The sequence below is a fragment of the Psychrobacter sp. 28M-43 genome (assembly GCF_014770435.1).
In the GTDB taxonomy this organism is placed as follows: Bacteria; Pseudomonadota; Gammaproteobacteria; order Pseudomonadales; family Moraxellaceae; genus Psychrobacter.
On the sequence record NZ_CP061739.1, the window covers coordinates 832,455 to 857,430 of the forward strand.

Genomic DNA, 24,976 nt, shown 5'->3' on the forward strand with positions numbered 1-24,976 from the left:
CTGCACGCGACTCAGTAGAGTGATATGAACAACCGCTCGTTTCAAACCATACCCGTACTTATCTGGCGTTCTGTCATACAAGCTGTCGTATTGGCAGTGCTGGCAGGTTTTTTATTGCCTTTTATTTATGGCTTAGTGCATCACTATCAAGAAAAAAACCAGCATATTCAACAACTGGCATCTTTATTAACGACTAGCGCATCGACTGCAGATGGCGCAGATATCGTGGCTGAACAAGTCAATATCTTATTAGAAAACGAGCCGACGATTCAGAGTATTGTTTTCTATTCAACTTCTGAGCCAATTGAAGATATAGACCAGTCGATTGATGATTGGAAAAATGCTTTATTTGCGCATACGGTCAGTTTCAACTATCCAGTGATTAGTAAAGACCTTGATGCCAATAGTGCCGCGTCCAATAAGTCTGATTCCAATCAGCAGTTGGCACTGTCTTTATCAAACATTATGAGCGAATCGTCATCGCCAGATGAGACGACTGATATAGCTACCGAAAATAGCACATTGATTGGTTATATCAATATTACGATGGACGTAGAGTTGCTACGTTTACAGTGGTTCCAAAATATCCTGTGGTTATGGCTAACAACAGTGGTACTGATTGTCATGTTTGCCTTATACATTTTTAGAAAGCTTAATTGGCCAGTCAGAGATATCGAAACATTGACCGATGTTTGTGCCATTGTCATGAACAACGCAAATCTAGAGCAACTACCAGTCATCCCGCAGCAATTCAATTTCCAAGAACTGACCCAAATCAAAAAAGCATTAATTGTGTTATTTAATCGTTTACAAGAAGCACGGCAAGGTTATGAAACCCTTGCAGCCTTTGAACAGCAATTACACAATAAAGATATGTCACTTGATGTGCAATTGCACAATTTTCAAAGCATGATTTCTCATGAATTAAAAACGTCGTTGAATGCAATTGTAGGTGGTTTACAACTATTGGATCATGAGGCGCTCAACAGAGAGCAAAAAGACGCGGTAGAGATTATCAGTAGTGGTAGTGATAAATTGGTATTGTCGTTAGATCATATTATACAGTTGAACCAGATTCAAAAAGGCCAGATAAGAATTCATAAAAATGAGTTTAACCCATTACAGCTAATCGCTGATCTGCTAGCTAAGTTTGAAAATACGGCCACGCAAAAGGGGTTAGAGTTAATCAGTAATATTCATCATATAGACTATAGCCTATACGGTGATTCAGAAAAAATACATCAGATACTATCGATACTGCTCAATAATGCGATTAAGTTCACGCCTGTCGGAAAAATTACGATTACGTCGCAACTGACACATTTTAATAAAAGTAATCGCTGGCAAATTAGCGTAAAAGATACGGGTATTGGTATCGATAATGAGCACCTAGACGATATATTTAATCCGTTCTTTCAGGTGGATTCTTCGCAAACTCGCCAATACGAAGGCTCAGGGGTTGGCTTACCGATTGTTAGACAAATGGCGCAGCTTATGGGTGCTGCTATTGATGTTGATAGTGTGCTTGGCGTAGGTACACAGTTTACACTGACCATAGCGATGCCCAATCAACAGCAATCAAAGCAGCAGCGACTATTGTCTGGCCTAACGATTATTTATTATTACTATCATGAGACAGGCTCCTTGTTAGAGGAACTGGAATACCTAGGTGCTACGATTATTTGTCGTCAAGGTAATCAACTCGTCATAGAGGAGATGCGTAAGCAGAAAGTTGACATGGTCATGTTTGCTGAAGATGTTTTCCCAGAAAAAGCTGCGAAGCTAGCCAAACGTATTCGTCAGTATGAAAGCGATGAGGGTAGTAAGAGCGAGCATCGTGCGTTATTGGTATATTGGTATCCGCAGCATCGGGCGCGCCATGTAGACAGTTTTGAGTATGGTTTAAAAGCAGCTGGCATTGACTATTGTCATATTGCTACTTATAAAGACAAAGCGTTAAGCGACTTATTAAAACAATGGTTGGTTTGGACGTAGTACTGTTCTATTAGATCCGTGTTCCTAGTTGGTTTTATTTTACTAGGTAGCATTTTATATATTTACTACCTTTCAATACCGAAGCACTTTTAAATTAAAGTAAACATAAAAACAAAAAAGACGCCCATTTTGAGGCGTCTTTTTTTGAACAGTTTTTAGCTAGAATTGCTTTTTAAAGGTCTCTCTTAGAGAAGATTCTTTACCCAGCGTACGATATGTTCCCACGTACGGCTCATGAAGCCTGACTGTTCGATATCATTAGTTGCGATAATTGGAACTGAGGCTACCGCCTTACCATCGATGACAGCCATCATTTTACCAACTTCCTGACCTTTCTTGATCGGTGCTTCTAAGCTCTCAGGAATATCCACCACTGTGGTGATTTTATTTTTCTGTGTTTTACTGGTTAGGATTTGCAAGTTGTCGCCAGTTGCCAGTTCTACCTCGTCAGCTTCTCCAAACCATACTGGAAGCTTACTTACGAACTGTCCAGTAGGCGCCTTAGTAACCGTTGTAAAGTGCCCGAAACCCCAGTTAAGTAGTTCACGTGACTGATCGGCGCGAGCCTGTTGGCTCTTGGTACCCATAATGACAGAGATTAGACGCATGCCTTCACGGTTGCTTGATGCTACTAAGCAGTAGCCTGCCGCATCAGTGTGGCCAGTTTTCAGGCCATCAACAGTTGGGTCAGTAATCAGCAGAGCATTACGGTTACCTTGAGTAATACCGTTATACGTAAACTCTTTTTCTGCGTAGATACTATAGTAGTCGCCGCTATTTTTGATAATAGCGCGAGCAAGTTTAGACAAATCCAAAGCAGATGCTAAATGACCTTCATCAGGCATACCAGTAGCATTGACAAAGTTAGAGTTTTCCATGCCAATTTTTTGCGCTTGTTCGTTCATCAAGATTGCAAAAGAGGCTTCGCTACCAGCAATATGTTCAGCCATGGCTTTTGATGCATCATTACCTGATTGAATGATAATACCGCGTAGCATATCGATGACGCTGGCGGTTTTGTTCACAGGCACATACATACAAGATTGGCTGCTACTACCACGGCACCATGCATTTGGACTCATCAACACCTGTTCATCTTCTTTCAGGTCGCCTGATGCTAAGCGTTGCTCAATGATATAACTGGTCATCATCTTAGTCAGAGATGCTGGCGGCAGCGCCTCATTGGCGTTCTTTTGAGCCAAAATTTCGCCAGTGTTATAGTCCATCAACACATAGGCAGTATTGTCCATTTCAGGTGGTTGAATGGCTGCGTTTGCCATTACTGCACTCATCGAGATACTTACACCAACTACCAGCTGTATCAGCTGATTTTTTACACGCTTTACTGTCATATATCATTACACCGCATCATGGAACCAAATGTATCTATCGCTTATGTTTTGTACCTATTTTCATACATTATTTTAAGCAGCATGTCTTAAATGCAGTGTTTAAAATAATGTATCGATGAAAATAGTAACGCCTACACAATAGACATAAAATTAACGCCTTATCTTAGCAAAATGACTACCGATGGGGAATCGATAAATGCAAAAATAAGGCAAGTTTGAAAAGAAAAATGAAGACCTATCATATATTTGTTGTGACTATCATCTGACTAGTCTCTGTAATAAAAATTTAACGCTCACAAAAAAGCCTGCTGCACTGCTTGTGAATAACAAGTAAAGTGACAGCAAGCTTTGATGCTACAGATATCTAACCAATCAGTTGATAATATTTCCTTAACCGATGTTATAAAGAGTACATAGCTTTTATTTTATTATCATTGATACCAATATTATTAACACATTAAGCAGATGACGCTAATCATTGAATTAAACTAGATAGTTGCCTAATAATCCGCGTTTGCCAAATCTTCACATAGTGCTTTGTTTTCTTGCTTTGAGAAACCCATCGTCCAACTACGAATACCTTGTAGTATCTGGCGATAGTCTTGCTGTGTAGATAGGTATTGAATAGCCGCTTTTGGATCTTCTAAAGAAGGCATTAGCTCATGCAGCTGTACAGTGTACGACTTATAGAACCGCTGTTTTTGCTTACCATTTAGCATTGGTGGGCATATCTCTGATAGTACCTGCATTACCGCAATTTCGTGCTTAGTAATGTTGATGCCAGACATGTCTAGCGGAATAGTAGTGCCAGAGTTATTCGCAGCATTAGAAGCTTGAGACAGCATAGCAACAGACGTTATCAGTCCTGCAATCCCAACTTTTGAGGCAGTATTTGCTATCACAGAAGCTATAGATAATATCGATTGTTTATTCATTCAGTATTACACTCGCTCGTCTTTATTTAATGGTCATATGTTAATCGGTAAAAAAACAAAAGTCACATAAAATATTGATTTATGTGTAGATATCTTGTGAGCCAAAACCATTTTTTAGCAACATATCAGTAGCATACCCTAATGACGTTACTTCAGTATCAGTACATCGGTTTGTATTGTTGTGGGGTGTTGCGTATTGTAACGCGATGCTTAATCTACCGGTTGTCATTCGTTTGATACAGATCTTGTTACGCTACTTTCATCGTATAATTGTCAGCATAAGAAGAGCATGATACTTTGCTAAACACAGGGTTCGTGTCTTTATATTATTCAGTTATAATCGCTCATGCTATCAAAACGATACTTTTTCGTTAGACTGAGACGTCATATCATTGAAGAATTAGAGTATCATGTTTTCATTTTAAATATGAGCATCGTATTTTTATGCCATATCTTCAACAGACATGGCGCGATAGCAGAATTATCAAGTAGAGATGTAGAAAGACAGCTAATAAAATATTAACCATATACTGAGCAGAAATGAGATTTTTAATTAGTAATGATGACGGTGTGTATGCGCCAGGATTATTGGCACTATTTCAGGCGTTATCGACTATCGGCGAAGTCATAGTCGTTGCTCCTAACGATGAACAAAGCGGCTATGCCAGTGCGCTGAGTGTCTCAAGACCACTGCATACGCATCAGTTGCCTTCTGGATTTATAGCGGTAAATGGTTCACCAGCTGATTGTGTTTATCTAGCAGTCCATGAGTTGTATCGTGATACTGACTTTGACTGCGTGATTACAGGCATTAACTCAGGGGCTAACCTTGGACAGGATGTGATGTTCTCTGGTACGTTCGGTGCTGCATTGACTGCGCAACTATCTGGTATTCCTGCTATAGCAACGTCTTTGGTAGGCGGGGGTGTCAAGAACGGCGGGCAAGAATCAGCCAGTGATTATCAAGTGGCCGCACATGAAGTTGTCAAACTGCTTACTGAAACTTCGGTTTTAGAGATGCTCAAAAGTTTGCCCTATCATGTATTAAACGTTAATATTCCTGATGTGCAGCATGCTGATGATATCAAGGGTCGAAAAATAACCTCCTTAGGCCATAAGCAGGCTGCTCAGCCAGTACGCCATATGATAGATCCACGCGGCCGAGATGCGTATTGGTTGTCTCTACGCAAAGGTAAAAATGAGCCACCATCAGAGACATCAATCGATGCGGTACAAGCAAAGCAGGATATGATGACAGATTATCAAGCTGTAGCGGCAGGGTATGTCAGTTTATCACCAGTACGCTTACATCATACGCCAACGGCAGCGCTGAATAGATTATCAACACTCGCGCTATAAACTCTATAAGATATAATCCATACCGGCTTATTAAACACTGACGTGTTATGAGAATATCAAAAGACTCTTGTATGGCATTAAGAGCTTTTGAATGATTAAACAATGAATGAGCAACACAAAGAATAGGAACCTTGTATGAAAAAAATCATAGCTGGATCGCACCTTGTTAAAGCCGCGTTGATTGGTACTATGGCAGTCGCTACTCTATCTGTCGTCGGCTGTGCAACGAAGCCTACCTATCAATCAGCAAACCAAGCAGGTCCTAAGATTATTACTAACGCGCAAGGCGTCCCTAACTATCACCGTGTACAACGCGGCGATACGGTCAGCCAGATTGCAGCGCGCTATCGTCTGAACTACCGTCAAATCGGAGCGATGAACAATCTAGATAGTAAATACACCATCTATAGTGGCCAATGGCTCAAACTATGGCAAGGCAATGCGGCCACCACTGCAAGTAACAATAGCTACAGTGCTCCAGTTCAAACGCAACCAACTTATACGCCACCTGTGACCCAGTCTCAAACACCAGCTTATGAAGCCACTGCCAACTCGACCTCTGGTTATGATTATCCTACGCGCAACCCAGTGACTCGTAACATTGACCCTGCTGCGGGTAATATGGGAATGTGGTTTGCGGGCAAAGTTGGTGATCCAGTACTTGCCAGTCAATCAGGAACTGTGCTTTACTCAGGCAACGGTCTGCCAGAGTATGGCAATCTAATTATGATTCGTCATAGTGATAACTACATCACAGCCTACGCGCACAATAGCCAGTTGTTGGTGCAAGAGGGCGATACAGTACAGCGTGGCCAACGTATTGCTAGTATGGGCAGCAGTGGTCAGACCAATGAGGTAGGCTTAGAGTTTCAAGTTCGCTTAAATGGTAATCCTATTGACCCACGTAGCGTACTTGGGCGTTAGACTTAAATAATAGCTACGGATAGCTTGGCCACTGTGTGCCATTTTATTTATTCATGTTTGAGATTTTTTATGAGATTAAAAAAGCAATACCTCACCCTTGTGCCAGCATTAGTGATGGTCGGGTGTACAAGCCAGCAGGCAATGCAAAGTAAGCCTGTTCGTCAAGGCGGCGTTGAGATTACTCAAACCCAAACCGTTCAGGTCAAACCAACACCTGCGCCAGTTGTAAAACCGCAGCCTGCGCCAAAGCCTAGCTACAGTAGTTTTTCTGATTGGAAGTCAGACTTTTCTATGCGTGCCATATCGTCAGGCTATGATGCTCAAGTTATTGGTCGATTGCTCGATTCTGCTTATCTAAATCAGCAAGTCATCTCATTAGATTCAGGTCAGCCCGAGTTTTCTAAGATGCCATGGGAATACGTAGATTCTGCGGTATCAAGTGGACGCGTCAGTGTAGGTAAACGTAAATTTGCCGAACAGCGTGCTTATTTGTCTCAGCTAGAGTCTCAGTATGGGGTTAATGCAGAGATTATCGCTGCGATATGGGGTATGGAGTCATCGTATGGCGCTGTGACGGGCAATAGCGATCTGCCAAGTTCTCTTGCCAGCCTTGCCTATGATGGTCGTCGTCAAGAATTCGCTGAAACGCAGTTGCTATCGTTAGCGACACTGTTACAACGCGGTGACGTATCATGGACACAGCTCGACGGTTCTTGGGCAGGCGGCATGGGACAAACCCAGTTTATCCCTGAGACTTGGCTCAAACAAGGGGTCGATGGTGATGGTAATGGACATCGCAATCCTTGGGCGACTGGTGATGCACTAGCCTCGACTGCGAACTATCTTAGCAATTCAGGTTGGGTTCGTGGCTTAGCGCCTTTTTATGAGGCAACGGTGCCAGCATCGTTTGATTACTCAGTGGTTGGTAGTAAACAACCTGCTGCTAGATGGGCTGCGATGGGTGTCGATACGATAGCGGACGTTTACTTAGATGCCAATACTCAGATGGAGCTATGGTTGCCCGCTGGTAAAGACGGTCCCGTATTATTGCTGAGCCCAAACTTTGATGTGATCAAAGTCTATAACAACTCATCAAGTTATGCATTGGGTGTTAGTTTGCTAGGCAAAACGATCAATGGACAAAGCGGTTTGCAAAAATCTTGGCCTCGTTATGAGCGTCCATTATCGACCACGCAAGTGACTAACCTACAACGTCGTTTGACTAGCATGGGTTATGATACCAAAGGCGCTGATGGTATCGTGGGTACCAATACTCGTATGGCATTCCAGCGCTGGCAAGCAGATAACGGCCAAACGCCAGATGGATTTATCACTCAAAACAGTGCGTCTTCATTGGCTGGATGGTGAGGTAGGCTGACGGTATTTATACACTGTATAAAAGTGGTTCTTTTTAATAGTATTTAGCCATTATGCATCAGCCACTAGTCATCAAACGATAATTTACTTTGTTCTACAAAAAGCACCTTGCCAAGGTGCTTTTTTTGTCTCAATCTATGTCTGATTTTGCTGACATCTTTAACACCATGGACAATGCAATAAATATCAAATATTAAGACCAGTATAATCGGGCTTTATTCAAAACTTATCAGGACAAGGTTAATACAAGAAAGTTGATACTTTGAATGATAGACTCTAGATAATGTGTTTTTTAACGACGACTTTGACGCATAGTGTTTAGTAACAGTTTTTAACGACCATTTTAAATAACAGTTTCGATTATAAATAATTAGAACGACAGAAAGAGCGTGACCTTATGATTACCATGGAAGAATTACAAGCTGCGATACAGCAACGGATAGATAGTTATCATATTACTGATTTTCCGCTACAAAAAAGAGCCGTGAACACTCTAGAGTTGCTGGGCAGCCTAAACCACATACTGGCTCAAGATATTGCTTCACCTTTTGATGTGCCGCGACAGAATCTATCTGCTATGGATGGCTATGCGATTGCCAAAGGTAGTGAGTTATCAGAAAGCAGTACTATCGAAATCGTTGGTGAGTCGCAAGCTGGCAGTGCTTATACTGGTGAGACAGCGGCAGGGCAAGGGGTACGTATTTTTACGGGTGCAGTCGTGCCAGATTGCTGTGATACGGTCATTATGCAAGAGAATACAAACTTTGCAGATATCAAAGCGACCGTTGATAAATCTCGACCTTACGACATCACCCTCACGCAAACCGCCAAAGTTGATGGTAATATCCGCTCACAAGGCGAAGAGATTGAGTCTGGGGAAGCCGTTTTAAAAATCGGTAAACGACTAAATCCTGCAGATATTAGCTTACTCGCCAACCTTGGTATTAGCCAAGTGAACGTGTTTCAACCACTCGTTGTAGGCGTGTTGGCAACAGGTGATGAACTCGTAGCTATTGGTAATGAGCTACAAAGCTTAGCCCAAATATATAACTCTAATACTCCAACGCTCAAAAGCCTGCTATCAGATCTGCCTATCACTATTCGTGATTATGGCATTATTCCTGATAACCTAGAGCAGACAACTATCGCAGTCAATGAGGCCATGCAGGACTGTGATGTACTGATATCTACTGCAGGTGTCTCAGTTGGTGACTATGATTTTTTGACCACTGTAATCGAAACACTAGGTCAGATTAACCATTATAAAGTGGCGATGAAACCTGGTAAGCCTTTTGTATTTGGTGAATTGAATAAAAATCTTGATAAGCCGGTATTGTATTTTGGCCTACCGGGCAATCCGCTCTCTACGGTTGTGGGTACGCTACAGTTTGTGATACCTGCGTTGTGGCAAATGTCAGGTGCTAGCGTATCAGAGCAGCCAATGCCGCTAAATATCAAGGCCAAACTTATCAGTGATATCAGAAAATCTCCCGGCCGCAAAGACTTTCAGCGTGGCGTATTGTCACGAGACGATACAGGTCATTATCAAGTTGAGTGTTTCTCAAGACAGCAGTCACATAGAATCAAACAGCTGAGCCGTGCCAATTGCTTTATTGTATTGGACAAAGACAGTGGGAACGTAGCAGCTGGTAATGACGTCGTTGTACAACCGTTTCCTTGGCTACATCGCTAATTCATCGTTTGCCAATTTATTGTAAGGTTGTCATACAATGCTAGAGAGTAACCTTACACTGGTATGCTAAACACGAATAACAAAGTAGTGCTTATAGTAAGCAGTACTGATGGCAGTAACATATGATTGATGACAACATAGATGACAAACACAAAATAGACAGCCCGCAACTGTATTCACCGAGCTTGGCACCGGCATTATCTGACGGCTACATAGAGCCTTCCTTGGTCGTGCCTACTGAGCAGATGAGTGACTATCACCAGCCGCTAACCGATGGGTTTGCACGGCGTCTGACCTACTTGCGTCTGTCTATTACTGACTTCTGTAATTTTCGCTGTGAGTATTGCCTGCCAAATGGCTATCAAGGTAAGCGCCCTGATGATGAGCTGAGTATCTCTGAAATTGCCACCTTGGTGCGCGGCTTTGCTCAAGTAGGTACCAAAAAAGTTAGAATTACGGGCGGTGAGCCCTCTATTCGTCGTGATGTCGTCGAAATTATCGAAACGATTAAGCAGACTGACGGTATCGAGACGGTCGCGATGACCAGTAACGGTTATAAATTGGGTAAACATATAGCCAACTGGCAAGCTGCTGGACTTGATCAGCTTAATATCAGTATGGACAGCTTCGATGCCGCTACCTTTCATAAAATGACAGGCTTTGATACCTTGCCGCAGATATTGACTGATATGGATACATTGTTAGAAACGACTGATATCAAACTGAAAATAAATAGTGTCTTGATGGCAGAAACTGCTTTTGAGAATTTAATCACGGCGATCGACTATGTCAAAGACAGACAAGTGACCTATCGCTTTATTGAATTTATGCAGACCAGTGATAATAGCGATTTGTTTTTTGCTCAGCATGCTCAGTCTGATATTATCACCGATTACTTGTTAGAGAATGGTTGGCAGCCGCATGAGCGCGGTAGTGCCGATGGTCCAGCAGTAGAGTATAGCCACCCTGAGTATGTCGGTCGTATCGGTATGATTGCCCCGTATGCGGCGCACTTCTGTGATACCTGTAACCGCTTGCGTGTAAGCAGCCAAGGTAAGGTACATTTGTGTCTGTTTGATCAAGGCAATTACGATATCCGTCCATACCTACAGCAAGACGATATCCAAGGACTGGTTAACACTTTACATAGTTTTATGCCAATCAAGCCTGAGCATCATCATCTGTATGACTCTAACAGTGGCATTATGCACAATCTGTCAATAATCGGCGGATAAAACACCTTGAGTCTGCAATCATGACGCTGATAGAGATTGTCTTCCAGTGCAATCGTTTTTCAACATCGCTTTTTTAATACAACCGCTTTTTAATACAATTATAAAATGACATCTATAAAGGATTATTTATGAGTAAGCCTGCTGCACAATTTACACCGCTTAATATTGCTGTATTGACCGTTTCTGATAGCCGTACGCTGGCAGAAGATACGTCAGGCCAGTACTTAGTAGACAGCTTGACCGAAGCAGGGCATCATTTAGCAGATCGTCAACTAATTACCGACGATATTTACCAGATTCGCGCAGTCATCAGTGGTTGGATTGCTAGTCCAGACGTTCATGCGGTTATTACAACTGGCGGTACAGGGTTCTTCATCAGAGATAGCATGCCAGAAGCTGTGAGTGTACTGTTTGATAAATCAATCGATGGCTTTGGTGAAATGTTCCGTCTAATCTCAAAAGATGAAATCGGTATGTCTACCGTACAATCGCGAGCAGTTGCTGGCATGGCCAATGGTACGGGTATATTCTGTCTACCAGGCTCTTCTGGTGCTTGCCGTACGGGTTGGGAAAATATCTTAAAGGATCAGTTTGACAGTCGTACTCGTCCGTGCAATTTTGTGCCGCATTTTTTAGCACAAAATCCTAGCCATGATTGAGTTATAAATAATTGAGCTATGAGTGATATACAATCAAGTCTGACAGGTAATGGTAAATGAAAAACTGCTCAAATAATCTGGATGGTTTGGCAGGTGTGGTTATCTTGGCAGGCGGCGCATCTAGACGTATGGGAACGGCTAAGGCGATGCTGACACTACCGTCAGGTGAGCAGCTGTTAGACTATCATGTTCGTCATGCGAGCAAGTTACAGATTCCTATATTGGTTGCAGATAATGGTCGCGGCTTTCAAACTGGTTTAGATGTCCATTTAGAAAAAACCAATTCGCCTATTATTCATATTGCTGATTATGGTGCTGATGTTGACTCTAATGAGCATGATAGGCAGATCAAAACTGGCGGCGCTTTGGTCGCTATCGAATCAGCCTTACAAACATTGAGCGATTTGAATGATTCAGGCGTATCAAAAAACGTACAAGCATCGTGGTTACTGGTTATCAGCTGTGATAGCTTAATACCAGCAACTGACTTGTGGCAGAAATTACAATGTGAAATAAGCCTTGCTGCCGATAAAAAAGTAATTTGCTTAAAAGATGACAGTCACCTATATCCATTGTTAGGCCTGTATCAGTTAAGCATTGAGCGTGATTTGAAGGCCTATATAGATAGCGGGCAGCGTAAGGTGATGCAGTTTATTCAGCCTTTTGTACACTCCGTACCATTTAGCAAAGAGTGGCAAAATTTGACCAACTTTAATACGCCTGAAGATTTTAAGCAGGCATGTGCTGCTCTACCAAAATAATAAAAATATCACATAAGAAAGGTTATATAAATGAGTTACAGCGTTCAGACAAATCAGCAATCTACTTTATCTCACTTAGATAGTGATGGTGATATTACCATGGTCGATGTCAGTGGTAAGACAGCAACGACGCGAGAAGCCAATGCCACTGGACAAGTACGCTTTCCCAGTGAGATTTATGCGCAGATTAAAGCGGCTGATGGGATGACCAAAAAAGGCAGCATCACACAAACAGCTCATATCGCTGGTATCATGGCGGCTAAACGCACTCATGATCTTATACCGCTCTGTCATCCACTACCGCTAGACAAGATAGGCTTAAGCTTTGAGTATAACGACGCGCTCAGCAGCATCACGGTCAGTGCGGTGGTCAAGGTCACGCATAAGACAGGGGTTGAGATGGAAGCGCTAACAGCAGTCAGTGTAGCCTGCTTAACTATCTATGATATGACCAAAGCGCTATCACATGACATCGTTATAGATAATATTCATTTGGTTAAGAAGACAGGTGGTAAGTCAGATTACAGTCATGCTTAAAGTGACAACATTGCAGAGTGCGTCGTCAATCAATTAATCAATTATTAAAAATATGCTAAGTACCAAGCAAGGAAGCTTGTATAAGATGGAGAGGTTTATGAGTGCTATCGATATGACAACTAATATCGAATCAACGATGAATATTAATGTCATGTATTTTGCCAGTTTGGCTGATGAGGCCAATTGTCAGCAAGAGACAGTAAGCGTACAGCAAGATACGTCATTGACTGAACTATACGAACAGCTTAGTCAAAAGCATCGCTTTAGCCGTCCGCAGTCGGAGCTACGTGTTGCAGTAAATGACTACTTTGCTAAATGGACTGACCAGATAAATGATGGTGATAGCGTGGTTTTCATCACGCCAGTCGCTGGTGGTTAGATAAGCGTTTACTAGTGTCCATTTTGTCAGTGGCTATCCAGTGTCAGTAGCTATTCAGTGGTTACAAAGAAAAAATAATAAATAGAGAAGAAAAATGACCGACAATGTCCACGATCATTCAATGAGCATCAAACGTAGTGCTGACGAGGCTTACCTTATCGCTGAGCGTGATGGTTTTGCGCTACTAGATATTACTATAGACGAAGATAGGCTAAAAAGTACGTTAGATAATGACAGCTGCGGCGCGTTTGTTTGCTTTGAAGGGCGAGTGCGCAACCATAATAATGCCGCGAGCGTTGATAGCCTTACCTATTATGGTTATGAGGATTTGGCCATCAATCAAGGTCGCGCCATTGTAGAAGAAGCCAAAAAGCGTTTTGAAATTACGCATGCTATTGCGATACATCGTATCGGTGCGTTAGAGATTGGCGACGTAGCTGTGTGGGTAGGGGTAGTGTCAGCGCATCGTTATCCAGCATTTGATGCTTGTCGCTGGATATTAGATACCATCAAAGCGGATATTCCTGTGTGGAAGCAAGAATACTACGAAGACGACTCATCTAAATGGCTCAGCAATAATGGTTAAGTCATTAGTTGCTGTCTGTGTATCTGCTTGTCTGCTATTGTCACTAAGTGCTTGTACGCAAGACAAAGACGCCAATACGGCGCTTGCTGATGATATCACTGAGCAATCTCACACATTGCGTATCGCTGCGGCTGCTAACTTATCTGATGTACTCCCTCATATTATTGATAGCTATCAGGCTGATAACAACTCATCTGTCCAAAATATCTCAGGTATTTCAGATATTGAAGTTACTTATGCATCTTCTGGTAAGTTATATGCGCAAATTAGAGCAGGGGCACCGTATGATATATTCTTGTCTGCCAATCAAGATTTTCCTGCTAAATTGGCTGATGAAAATTCAGCTAGTGTTATTAACGAAAATAATAAGCTAGCCAAGCCTTTTACGTATACCAGAGGTCAATTAGCACTCTATAGTGTCACCAAACCTTTAAACGATTTTACGCCAACATCGCTAGGTGATGTGTTTACCAGCGCTGACTTTACTCAGGACAGCAAGGTAGCTATCGCTAACCCTAACCTTGCTCCTTATGGTGCCTCTGCGAAAGCCTATCTGCAATCACAAAATATGTACGATAAGTTAAATGCTCAAAAAAGCTTAATACAGTCAGAGAATATCGGTCAAGCATTTCAATATGCGCATACAGGTAGTGTGGACTATGGTTTTGTAGCACAGTCTCAGCTTGTTGCGATTAAAGCCAAGCCAGAGCAATTTATTACTTTGCTGCCAGCGTCTTATCCAGCTATCTTACAAGATGGGATAATTATTAATAATACTGCCTCAGCAGCAGGCTTCACCGACTACCTGCGCTCAAAAGTAGGGCAGCAGCACTTCTTACAAGCAGGCTATCTGGGCGTCCAGTAATACGTTAGACTAACCCCTCTCATCATAGAACGAGCAGTGACATTATATGATCGACCAATCTCTTATGTCAGATATGCTCAGTCCATTTTGGGTGAGCATCAAGCTCGCTTGCGTGACTACCTTATGTCTATTACTATTTGCAACGCCTATTGCGTACTGGTTGGCTAAGCCGAGCCGTATAAGAGCAATAGGACGTCTTAAGGTACTGCTCATGGGCATCATTGCGATGCCTCTGGTGCTACCACCTACCGTGATTGGTTTTTATCTACTGTTACTGCTCAGTCCTAGTGTGGGTATCGGTAAATGGTTGAGCGAACATAATATTAGCCCGCTGATTTTTACCTTTGAGGGTCTGGTCATTGGTTCTATTATTTACTCATTGCCTTTTTATATACAGCCTGTCTATGCACAGTTTTTGCGTATTCCGCAAAGTGTCACGGAAGTCGCTCATCTCTTAGAACCAAGTCGTATGCGGCGGTTTATGAAAGTGGCTTTACCGCAAGCACGGGTAGGTATCATTTTGGGTAGTTTGGTGAGCTTTGCCCATACGATTGGGGAGTTTGGTGTTGTACTGATGATAGGCGGCAGCATCTCAGGCGAGACTAAGGTGGTATCGATTGCGATATATGAGCAAGTAGAGGCTCTCAATTATGAGGCGGCGCATATGATGTCTGGTATTCTGATTGTCATGGGTGTAGTGATGGTAGCGTTAATCGCTAGCGTAAGCCGAATCAGTCAACGTCCATAGCACTGAGATATTTGTATGCGAGTTAAGAAGTGTTAGATAGCACAGTAGCTGTATAAACAATGTCTAAGCAAAATATGCAGACACAAAAAAACCTCAAACAATCTAATGCTTGAGGCGAAACTTGCTTAAACTCGAAAGTCTAAATTCGTTTTAAATATGGCGCAGCGGACGGGACTCGAACCCGCGACCCCCGGCGTGACAGGCCGGTATTCTAACCAACTGAACTACCGCTGCTTAGGTCTCTTAGCTTGTTTAGCCACTTGCTAAGAAGTGGTGGGTGATGACGGATTCGAACCGCCGACATTCTGCGTGTAAGGCAGACGCTCTACCAACTGAGCTAATCACCCTTCGAACAATCGCTAGGCAATTTATTCAACATCAACTGAGCTCTTAAGTTTGTCACTAAGCTCCGTTGCTGTGGGTGTGTATTATATAGATTTACTGTTGGGTGTCAAATATTATTTCAATGTTTTTAGAAAATAATTATAAATCGCACTTGTAATCTATCAAAAATAGCACTCAAAGCCATGTATTATATAGCATTTCTAAAAACGCACTTATTATCATTATTTGTTGTTTGGCGGTGAAAAGCTACTATACTATGGATGCTTTATTCGTTGAACACGGTTGATGGAGGCCAATATAAACACTTTTACTATTAAAGATACTTTTACTAGCTGGACCTGGGGAGACTTAGCGGGTCTAGGTCTAGTGCTGCATATTGTACTTATGATAGTAATGACGCTGCGCGTGGTTTCTGTGCAGCGCAATATTGGTGTGTCTATTGCTTGGGTTGCGGTGCTTTACACGTTACCAGTATTTGGTTTTGTGGCTTATATCCTGCTCGGTGAGCCGATGATTGGACGGCGCTATCGTGAACGCGTGGATCAAGCCAGCATTTTGATGAATGATATGGCAAGGCGTGAGCATCTGATTTTTGACAAAGGGCAGGACTTATTACCAGCCAACTACCGCGGTGTTAGCCAAATAGGAACGCGCTGGACAGGGTTTGGTGTATTTCCCAATCATCAAATGCAGCTGTTGACGGATCCTGCTTCTATTTTTCAGCGTTTGATTGAAGATATTCATGCCGCCCAGCGTATTGTCCTTATGGAATTTTATATTGTCTATCCAAAAGGACAGGTGCTAGAAGTCATAGAGGCGCTGTCTGTAGCGGCTCAGCGTGGCGTAGAGTGTCATATATTGGCCGATAGTGTGGGCAGCTTTAGCTTTATTAATAGTAGCGTACACCGTAAATTAGAAAAAGCAGGGGTTTATGTCCATCAGTCGTTGCCAGTAGGGTTGTTTAAGACATTATTTAAACGCTCTGATTTGCGCAATCATCGTAAAATGGTGGTTATCGATGAACATATTGGCTATATCGGCAGCTTCAACTTGGTTGATCCAAGGTTTTTTAAACAAAATAAAAACGTTGGTCAATGGATTGATGTGGCGCTACGAACGACTAGTCAGCACTCGATTAGTATCAATACAGCAATGGCTAAGGTGATTGTTACCGACATCGGTGCTGAAAGTAATGATAATCTTGCTGAGCTGCATCAGCGAGTTAATAACTATACCCGTAAGTTATATGTGATGCATCCGACCATCAATGATCTAAATAGCCGAGTGAAGGTATTGGCGGATACGATTGATGATCATGAGCAGCCAGATATAGGTGCCACCTCGATTGTCGTACCAAAGATGCCTGTCGTGGACAAGGTCTTAGCGCAGCTAATACCTTCAGCACCGCAGCTAACGGCTCATGTGATTTACAATACATTAGTTACCGTGATTCATCGTGCTAATAAGCGCATCCGCATTACCACGCCTTACTTTGTCCCTGATGAATCGCTATCGGGTGCGCTGACGATAGCGGCTAAGCGCGGCGTTGATGTGACGATTATTGTTCCTGAAAAAGTGGATTCATTTTTGGTACAGCATGCTTCTCAGGCTTATTATCAAGAGTTGTTGGATGCTGGAGTAACGATTGCATTATTTAGGGGTGGTTTGCTACACGCAAAAACAGTGGTGATTGATGATGACTACTGTCTATTTGGCACCGTCAATATTGATATGCGCAGCTTTTATCTAAATATGGAAGTCAGCTTGGCGATTTATACGCCAGAAATGGTTGCCCAAGTAGCGGACTGTCAGGAAGTCTATTTAGAAAACTGCCGAATCCTAGATAGTGATGAGTGGCAACAGCGTCATGGATCAAAACGCTTGTTTGATAATGTCGTGCGCTTGTTCAGTCCTTTATTGTAGCACTCGGGTTTTTAGGGTAAGGTAATCTACCAGTATTGTTCTATCATCTTAGTCGTAGCACTTTTATACCTTATACTTTTTTGGTTTATCTATCTGCAAAGAGGTCACTTCCGTCTATGTCTGCATCACCTTTAACACCACTGGACTATATTGCAGAAGGCTATTGGCAAGATTTCTTAGTTGGGCGTCCTATTGCGGGCGGTATCGCCTACGAAACTGAGCTGCGCGCTTATACGCTAGACGAGTCGCTTGAGAGTTTACAGCGTATCGACACGCTATTGTCCCAAGTGCGCCGAGATATGATTAAGAGCGGTATATGGGATGAGACGACGCTGCTGGTCGATGAACGCTATCGTAATTTTATGGTATTTTTGGCGTTTTATGCCGGTCGTGTGTTGGCGCAGCAGTGGCAAAGCAAGCCACATTGGTATGGTCAGTTTGAGCTGCGTAAACGTTACCCTAAGCTAACATTGATCACCGATGATTTTTATCAGCATATGGCGGTTGGTTATGATAATGATAGCGTGGTTAAAGAGCACTTATTTTTTGCACTAGAGCCAATAGGGCTGCGTCTGTTTGGTCATATTGATCGGCAGTTCAACGCAGTACAAGGCGGGCAAGTAGAGAGTGGATTGTATCAAGCAGTTAGCCTTAGACTACCAACTATTTTAAGTAAAGACGTTCATTTAGTGTCCGAATTAACAGCGGATAAAGTAGCAACAAACAAAGCAACAACACATAAAGCAACCACTCATCAAGTCACTGACAGTGGTAATCCGAGCGCAGATTCAAATATGTATGTCAGTACTAGCCAATCGAGTGAGCTTCTTGAAAAGCTAGAGGAAGTGTCGATAGGAGCTGAGCATAATCAAGCTAATGCAGTTGTAACTGACAGTGAGAGTCGCGCAATTCAGTCTGCTATGCCTGATACGGTAACTGAGTTACAGGCAAGCATAGTATCTGTTGAGTCAGAGAATCCAGTAAGGCCTGAGCTGACTAAAGTAACGAACCCAACAGCCAAGCCTACGTCGTCTGTAAAGAATACATCAACGCCTGAGATGTTTACGCAACTGCTGGTAGAATTAGATGAGATAGCGGTGCCACAACCAACTGGTGATGTTCAGTATCATCAAGCACGCAAAGTACTGGATCAGTTCGAGCAGCATATTGCCAAACAGAACAAACCTCGTCGCCAAGTTATATTTTCAAATGATCACAACACGGCAAAAAACAAAGCGCTGCTAACACTACAAGCGGCTGCTGAAGATGGCAATACAACTGCTATGTTACGTTTGGCCATGTATGAATTATTAGGTGAAGGCTTGACAGCGGACAGTGACAATCAAAAAAAATCTGGCGTAGAATGGGTCAATCAAGCCGCTAGCAAAAACGACAGCCGTGCTCAGCGTATACTCAGTAAAATGTATTACCAAGGAGTAGGGGTATCCCAAGATATAGATAGCGGTAAATATTGGTTAGAGCAAGCAGCGGATAATGGTCATACAGAAGCGGCCAATCTGGTTCAGCAATGGCAGCAAGCAGAAATGCTGCTGACCACACAGAAGCAAGAGCAGCATAGCACCAAGCGTTATCAGCTGTTAATTGGCGCAATCATCGCAGTCGCTTTATTGATAATATTAATTATCTAGCAATCATTATCTAATAACTATTTACTCAGTAACTTTTTAAAAGCTTATTGTTACAGCTTAAATTCAGGTAGAATTGGCGCGCTTTACCTTTACCCTTTTATTGTTTGATTCATAACTAATTTGGGCTGTTCCATGCCATCATCTAATACCTCGTTTGACCACTCTGCAAATCCAATTGACCCTGTATCATCGCCTAATCGTGCGGTACACGAGACACCTTTATATTATCAGTCTCTTATTGGGCTACTAAAGCCACTATATCGTCTGCAGGTATGGCGTCGATCTCATAAAAACGACAATTATAAGCAGGAAATCGATCAGCGTTTTGGTAAGCAGTATCCACTGCGTCCAGTGGTCGATGCTGATAGCGATAAAGGGGTGATTTGGTGCCACGCAGTCTCATTAGGCGAGACCAATACGGTCGCGCCTTTATTAGATATGTTATTGGCTAATGGCTATCAGATATGGTTGACCAATACGACTCAGACAGGTTTTGCTCGTGGCGCTAGTCGTTTTGCAGAACAGATAGCGCAGGGTCAGATGAGTCATAGCTATGTGCCAGTCGACAGCCCTACTGTGATCGAGACTTTCTTAACGCATGTGCAGCCGATCGCTGCCTTATTTGTAGAAACAGAGCTGTGGGCAAATATCTTGACCAAATTATCTCAGCACTGTATTCCAAGTATTCTAGTCAACGGTCGATTGTCGGCTTCTTCTTTTCAGAGTTATCAAAAGATTGGTGCAGTCAGCGCCAGTATGATGAAAAATCTCTCCTTAATTATTGCGCAAGACAGCGACTCTGCTAAACGCTTTAGGCAACTAGGGGCTAGTAGCGCCCAAATTCGTGTGGCAGGCTCATTAAAATGGGTAATCAATGCGTCCAAAACTGATGACAAAGCGATAGAAGATAACCGTATTTATAGTAAGAAAGCTGATCTGCGAGCAGAGTTTGGTATAGCAGATCGTCCTGTGTGGGTCGCTGCAAGTACTCACGATGGCGAAGAGGCAGCTGCGTTGTCATTGCAGCAGCAACTACTGTCTCAAGCGACATTAGCAGATACGTTGCTTGTTATCGTCCCTAGGCATCCTGAGCGTTTTGACGAAGTAGCAGATCTCATTCAAAAAACTGGGTTAAATATGGCTCGGCGCAGTGATGGAGATATGATTGGTGCAGATACGCAAGTCTATCTAGCAGATAGCATGGGTGAGATGATGACTTGGTATACATTGGCAAATGTAGCATTTGTGGGCGGTTCACTGGTAGATATTGGTGGGCATAATCCAGTGGAGCCTGCTAGTGTGGCCACGCCTGTACTGATGGGGCGTTATACTCAGTCGTGCCAAAGCGTGATAGATAAATTGGCTAGCGTAGGCGCTTTATATCAGCCAAATAATGACTTCTATCGCCCAATCGAGTCAAATAACTCAAGTAGTTCGGATGAGCAGATTGCCAGTAATGACCAGTTAAAGGCGAATAAAAAATCTTCTCGTAAGAAAACAGCTTATAACCGTGAAGACGCTGTTAGCATTTATATGCAGCTAGAGACTTGGCTACGCAATTTGCCATTGGCCGCGCAGGCAGGGCAAGCTGGCGAGCAAATGACGATACAGCAGCAAGCGGTATTGACCCGCCAATTTACTATGATTGAAGACGCAATCGAGCTGTCTTCTAACCAAGATAATTTATGAACTGTATATTATTGCCCACTAAAAACCTCTCAGCAGACGCAGCAAAAATCGATGCCTTGTCTCAAGTCAGCCATGTGACTAAAGTGCTAGGTGCAAAAATCGGTGATACGCTTAAAATTGGCCAGATCGGTGGCAACCTTGGTTCGGCTGTTATCGAAGATATTACCGCTGCCAGCATTCAGTTAAGTAACGTCCAGCTCAATACTGTGCCGCCAGCCAAATTGGATTTGACTGTTATTTTGGCGTTACCGCGTCCTAAAGTGCTACGGCGTTTAATCATGGATATGACAGCGCTTGGTGTACGCGATATCATTCTTATAAATAGTTACCGTACCCAAAAAAGTTATTGGCAAAGCCCAATGCTTGAGCGGATAGACGAGTTTGTATTAGAAGGCTTACAGCAGAGCATCGATACGATCGTTCCTAGTATTACGCTACAAAAACGTTTTAAACCGTTTGTTGAAGACTCACTTGCAAGCCTAATGAGCAATCCAGCGATTGTCGCACATCCCTACAGTCAGCAGTCCTTTTCTGAATTTTTACAACAGCAACCATCACGAGAGCTACCGAGTATAGTTTGCATAGGCGCTGAAGGTGGTTGGATTGACTATGAGATAGAGCTGTTGTCAGCACAAGGCTGCACGCCTGTACATATAGGCTCTCGTATCTTACGTACAGAAGCTGCGGTCAATGCGATCTTAGGGCAATGGTTGCTTTAGATGGACACTAAAACGCGTCGCTAGACCAAATTATTGAAAGAACTGGTGAAAAATAGTTCTTAAAAATCAATGCTCAAGACTCATCACAGGTATATTTACCAGTTAAACAAATGTATTGATAATTAATCTCACTTCCATTAGTATGTTGCTTTGATATATTATGGCCTGATTACTGCTAGCGCTTAGCAAGTCATCGTTATAATTACTGTTATTTTGTCTCACCATCCGTCTTATTTTTTTTATAGCATTACTATGGGGAAAACCATGTCATTGAACGCTATCAGCGCTAATCTAACCTCTACGAAGCTTATCCTACCTGCAGCCGTATTTGGCATGATGTTGGGTTTGGCAGGTTGTAGTAATTCTTCAACCACAGAAGAAAGCGTAGAAGTAGAGTCAACAGAAACAGGTGCTGAGCAGCAAGCAGCAACTGACGAAGCTACGACTGCTGATGGTCAGACAATTACTATCTACTCATCACGTAATGAGCAGCTGATTAAGCCATTGTTAGATCGCTATACTGAGCAAACAGGCGTAAAAGTTGAGCTGGTTACAGACCAAACTGGGCCCTTGATGGCGCGTCTAAAAGCTGAAGGTCAGAATACTCCAGCTGATATGCTATTGACCGTTGACGCTGGTAATTTATGGCAGGCTGCAGAGCAAGGCCTATTACAGCCAGTATCGTCTACTGTATTAGAAGCCAATGTCCCTGCAAAATACCGTGATCCAAAAGGTCAGTGGACAGGTCTGTCACTACGTGCACGTACTATCTTTTATGACCCAAGTAAAGTTACTGCCGACCAGTTATCTACTTATGCAGATTTGGCCGATCCAAAATGGAAAGGCAAACTATGCTTACGTACCTCTAAAAAGGTCTATAACCAATCGCTTGTTGCTAGCATGATGGAGCATTTGGGCGAAGAGAAGACCGAAGCAGTTATTAAAGGGTGGGTTGATAACCTAGCGACTGACGTGTTCAGTGATGACGTTGCGATGCTAGAAGCCATCGCTGCTGGTCAGTGTGAAGTCGGTATCGCCAATAGCTACTACTATGGTCGTCTATTGGACGAAAAACCAAACTTCCCTGTGAAGATATTCTGGGCAAACCAAGATACGACTGGTACGCACGTAAACATCTCAGGCGCTGGTGTGGTTGCAGGTTCAGACAATCCAGATGGTACGCTTAAACTGATAGAGTGGTTGTCATCTGATGAGGCACAAGGTCTTTATGCCAGCTCTGACAAAGAATTCCCAGTAAAAGTAGGTATCGATGAGTCAGATATGCTCAGATCATGGGGCGAGTTCAAAAAAGACGATATCAATGTACAGAAATTCGGTGAACTACAAACTCAAGCTATCCAAATGATGGATAAAGCGGGTTATAAATAAGGGATCGCCAGTAATACTGATACCAATCGCAAAATCATAACTTCGAGACAATAGTTCTTAAAAAATAGGTTCAAAGGTTAGTTATTACAGATCAGTTGTTCAAGTAATGATGATTTTGAGGTTGGTATAAGCTTACAAGGTCTCTATACATATGACACGGTAATGATAATATGATCACAACGCCAGATGCGTCTGTTAGTCAGAACGATACTGTCAATGACGGTGTTAATGACCAGCAGACTGTCAGCCAAGACCACGCCCTTCGTAAACGTATTATCTCGAAATCAGTCTTAGGGCTGATTTCGTTGTTTATGCTAGTACCGATTTTGATCGTGCTGCTGTCGTGGACTCAGCCAGTGGCAGAGATTTGGACACACATGGCAGATTATGTACTGCCGCAAGTGCTCAAAAACACGGCGATTTTATTGCTTATGGTGACTGTCGTTTCAGGCACTATTGGTACTGCTCTGGCTTGGGTCACTAGTATGTATCGTTTCCCTGGTCAGCGTTTCTTTTCGTGGGCGTTGATGTTGCCACTTGCCATCCCTGCTTATGTATTGGCATTTGTCACTATTGGGATTGTTGACTTTAGTGGGCCGCTACAGACAGCTCTGCGCGATTCCGGTATTAGTACTGCTATACCGTCGATAAGGAACGTATGGGGCGCAGGCTTGGTATTATCGTTGGCGTTTTATCCTTATGTATATTTGCTAGCGCGTCAGGCATTTTTATCACAAGGCAGGCGAGCGATAGAAGCGGGGCAGATGCTAGGTTTGAGTCGTAGCCGTGTATTTTTCCGATTGGCATTACCGCAAGCATTACCGTGGATCATTGGCGGCTTGCTGCTAGCCAGTATGGAAACCTTAGCGGATTTCGGTGCAGTATCGGTATTCAATGTTGATACTTTTACTACCGCCATTTATAAAGCATGGTTTGGTTTCTTTAGTTTGACCACAGCGGCTCAGCTAGCAGCCTTGCTCATTGGTGTGATTTTTATCGTGGTATTGTTTGAGCAGTATTGGCAAGCGAAGCGTGGTAGCTCACTTACCCAAGGTAGCAGCCAACGCTTTGACGCCAGTAAACCTGCCAAGCTCGCCATGACACTGCTGTGTACGCTCATTTTTTTAGTTGCCTTCTTAGTACCTTTTTTGCAGCTTATCTATTGGACAGCACTGAATTTTCGCCAAGATTTTGATGCACGTTACATTGATTTTGTCACCAACAGCCTCATGATTGCTAGTATGACCACGCTGTTTATCGCCTTTTTGGCCATTATTATTGCGTGGATCAAACGGCAGTATCCTGATAAATCGACTAAGCTAATGACCACTTTAGCCAATTTAGGCTATGTCGTACCGGGGACTGTATTGGCGGTAGGGATATTTATACCTATTGCGTGGCTTGATAATCAAATGATTGCCTTTGGTATCACCTCACAGCAAGTGCTTTCTGGCAGTGTCATTGTTATGCTACTGGCGCTATCGACACGTTTTATGACGGTGAGTTTTCAGCCAGTTGATAGACAATTGCAACGGTTGACTGTCAATCAAGAAGCTGCTGCAAAATTACTTAGCGACAGTCCTTATCAGCGCTGGCGTCATGTAATGCTGCCTGTACTTAGCCCTGGTGTATTGACCGCATTATTGATGGGCTTTGTCGAAGTGATGAAAGAGATGCCCATTACGCTAATGACACGGCGTCAAGGCTGGGACACGCTTGCAGTACGAGTGTTTGAAATGACGAGCGAAGGTATGTGGGGACGAGCCGCATTACCGAGTTTGCTAATCGTGTTAGTTGGCTTGCTTCCTGTCTGGATACTACTGCGTCAAAGCGATAAACACAGCTAATAGCAACAAA

Annotated in this window: 21 protein-coding genes and 2 tRNA genes; 19 read left to right on the top strand and 4 right to left on the bottom strand. The window is 43.0% G+C overall.

What is annotated here, in order from left to right; translation table 11 throughout:
• Positions 1 to 24 precede the first annotated feature (24 nt).
• The gene (locus IEE84_RS03585; RefSeq protein ID WP_191114873.1) at positions 25 to 1,995 is read left to right on the top strand and encodes a sensor histidine kinase; all 1,971 of its coding nucleotides are present in this window, start codon (positions 25 to 27) and stop codon (positions 1,993 to 1,995) included.
• Positions 1,996 to 2,180: 185 nt separating this feature from the next.
• Here IEE84_RS03585 and IEE84_RS03590 read toward each other — a convergent pair whose 3' ends face one another.
• Together IEE84_RS03590 and IEE84_RS03595 are read right to left on the bottom strand one after the other, a co-directional pair.
• Positions 2,181 to 3,347 (bottom strand): D-alanyl-D-alanine carboxypeptidase family protein, encoded by a 1,167-nt coding sequence (locus IEE84_RS03590; RefSeq protein ID WP_191114874.1) that lies wholly within the window; start codon positions 3,345 to 3,347, stop codon positions 2,181 to 2,183.
• 500 nt (positions 3,348 to 3,847) lie between these two features.
• Complete coding sequence (locus tag IEE84_RS03595; RefSeq protein ID WP_057759051.1) at positions 3,848 to 4,282, bottom strand: MCR_0457 family protein; 435 nt, start codon at positions 4,280 to 4,282, stop codon at positions 3,848 to 3,850.
• A gap of 540 nt (positions 4,283 to 4,822) precedes the next feature.
• On the opposite strand from IEE84_RS03595, the gene surE reads away from it, so the two are divergent.
• The 12 genes from surE to modB all read left to right on the top strand — a co-directional run bounded on the left by surE (position 4,823) and on the right by modB (position 15,405).
• Positions 4,823 to 5,641, top strand: coding sequence for a 5'/3'-nucleotidase SurE (gene surE / locus IEE84_RS03600; protein ID WP_191114875.1), 819 nt, complete (start codon positions 4,823 to 4,825; stop codon positions 5,639 to 5,641).
• A 135-nt stretch (positions 5,642 to 5,776) separates the two neighbouring features.
• Entirely contained in the window at positions 5,777 to 6,565 is a 789-nt protein-coding gene (locus IEE84_RS03605; RefSeq protein WP_057759055.1) for a peptidoglycan DD-metalloendopeptidase family protein, read from the top strand.
• A gap of 69 nt (positions 6,566 to 6,634) precedes the next feature.
• A complete protein-coding gene (locus IEE84_RS03610; protein ID WP_191114876.1) occupies positions 6,635 to 7,933 on the top strand; it encodes a lytic murein transglycosylase in 1,299 nt (432 codons plus the stop codon).
• 406 nt (positions 7,934 to 8,339) lie between these two features.
• Positions 8,340 to 9,635 carry a molybdopterin molybdotransferase MoeA gene (locus IEE84_RS03615; protein WP_191114877.1) on the top strand — a complete coding sequence of 432 codons (1,296 nt, stop codon included), beginning with the start codon at positions 8,340 to 8,342 and terminating at the stop codon, positions 9,633 to 9,635.
• 122 nt (positions 9,636 to 9,757) lie between these two features.
• Positions 9,758 to 10,870, top strand: a complete 1,113-nt coding sequence (gene moaA, locus IEE84_RS03620; protein ID WP_191114878.1) for a GTP 3',8-cyclase MoaA — start codon at positions 9,758 to 9,760, stop codon at positions 10,868 to 10,870.
• 128 nt (positions 10,871 to 10,998) lie between these two features.
• Positions 10,999 to 11,529: a molybdenum cofactor biosynthesis protein B gene (moaB, locus tag IEE84_RS03625; RefSeq protein ID WP_102078147.1), complete on the top strand. Its 531-nt coding sequence runs from the start codon at positions 10,999 to 11,001 to the stop codon at positions 11,527 to 11,529.
• Positions 11,530 to 11,585: 56 nt separating this feature from the next.
• Positions 11,586 to 12,290, top strand: a complete 705-nt coding sequence (gene mobA / locus IEE84_RS03630; RefSeq protein ID WP_191114879.1) for a molybdenum cofactor guanylyltransferase — start codon at positions 11,586 to 11,588, stop codon at positions 12,288 to 12,290.
• Between the two features lie 30 nt (positions 12,291 to 12,320).
• Positions 12,321 to 12,827 carry a cyclic pyranopterin monophosphate synthase MoaC gene (gene moaC, locus IEE84_RS03635; protein ID WP_191114880.1) on the top strand — a complete coding sequence of 169 codons (507 nt, stop codon included), beginning with the start codon at positions 12,321 to 12,323 and terminating at the stop codon, positions 12,825 to 12,827.
• A 97-nt stretch (positions 12,828 to 12,924) separates the two neighbouring features.
• Positions 12,925 to 13,206: a MoaD/ThiS family protein gene (locus IEE84_RS03640; RefSeq protein ID WP_057759069.1), complete on the top strand. Its 282-nt coding sequence runs from the start codon at positions 12,925 to 12,927 to the stop codon at positions 13,204 to 13,206.
• Between the two features lie 94 nt (positions 13,207 to 13,300).
• A complete protein-coding gene (locus tag IEE84_RS03645) occupies positions 13,301 to 13,792 on the top strand; it encodes a molybdenum cofactor biosynthesis protein MoaE (protein WP_191114881.1) in 492 nt (163 codons plus the stop codon).
• Positions 13,785 to 14,657 carry a molybdate ABC transporter substrate-binding protein gene (gene modA / locus IEE84_RS03650; protein ID WP_191114882.1) on the top strand — a complete coding sequence of 291 codons (873 nt, stop codon included), beginning with the start codon at positions 13,785 to 13,787 and terminating at the stop codon, positions 14,655 to 14,657. Before IEE84_RS03645 ends, modA begins: the two co-directional genes overlap by 8 nt.
• Before the next feature lie 46 nt (positions 14,658 to 14,703).
• Positions 14,704 to 15,405, top strand: a complete 702-nt coding sequence (modB, locus tag IEE84_RS03655) for a molybdate ABC transporter permease subunit (RefSeq protein WP_191114883.1) — start codon at positions 14,704 to 14,706, stop codon at positions 15,403 to 15,405.
• Positions 15,406 to 15,562: 157 nt separating this feature from the next.
• On the opposite strand, the gene IEE84_RS03660 is transcribed toward modB, so the two are convergent.
• Positions 15,563 to 15,639, bottom strand: a tRNA-Asp gene (locus IEE84_RS03660).
• 37 nt (positions 15,640 to 15,676) lie between these two features.
• Positions 15,677 to 15,752 (bottom strand) — tRNA-Val (locus IEE84_RS03665).
• 283 nt (positions 15,753 to 16,035) lie between these two features.
• On the opposite strand from IEE84_RS03665, the gene IEE84_RS03670 reads away from it, so the two are divergent.
• From IEE84_RS03670 to IEE84_RS03695, 6 genes are all read left to right on the top strand, one after another.
• Positions 16,036 to 17,673 carry a cardiolipin synthase gene (locus IEE84_RS03670; RefSeq protein ID WP_191114884.1) on the top strand — a complete coding sequence of 546 codons (1,638 nt, stop codon included), beginning with the start codon at positions 16,036 to 16,038 and terminating at the stop codon, positions 17,671 to 17,673.
• Positions 17,674 to 17,789: 116 nt separating this feature from the next.
• Positions 17,790 to 19,322, top strand: a complete 1,533-nt coding sequence (locus tag IEE84_RS03675; RefSeq protein WP_191114885.1) for a tetratricopeptide repeat protein — start codon at positions 17,790 to 17,792, stop codon at positions 19,320 to 19,322.
• A 132-nt stretch (positions 19,323 to 19,454) separates the two neighbouring features.
• A complete protein-coding gene (locus IEE84_RS03680; RefSeq protein WP_191114886.1) occupies positions 19,455 to 21,011 on the top strand; it encodes a 3-deoxy-D-manno-octulosonic acid transferase in 1,557 nt (518 codons plus the stop codon).
• Positions 21,008 to 21,730, top strand: coding sequence for a 16S rRNA (uracil(1498)-N(3))-methyltransferase (locus tag IEE84_RS03685; RefSeq protein WP_191114887.1), 723 nt, complete (start codon positions 21,008 to 21,010; stop codon positions 21,728 to 21,730). Before IEE84_RS03680 ends, IEE84_RS03685 begins: the two co-directional genes overlap by 4 nt.
• Before the next feature lie 264 nt (positions 21,731 to 21,994).
• Positions 21,995 to 23,119, top strand: coding sequence for an extracellular solute-binding protein (locus IEE84_RS03690; RefSeq protein WP_191114888.1), 1,125 nt, complete (start codon positions 21,995 to 21,997; stop codon positions 23,117 to 23,119).
• Between the two features lie 170 nt (positions 23,120 to 23,289).
• On the top strand, positions 23,290 to 24,966 hold the full coding sequence (locus IEE84_RS03695; protein ID WP_191114889.1) for an ABC transporter permease: 1,677 nt from the start codon (positions 23,290 to 23,292) through the stop codon (positions 24,964 to 24,966).
• Positions 24,967 to 24,976 lie beyond the last annotated feature (10 nt).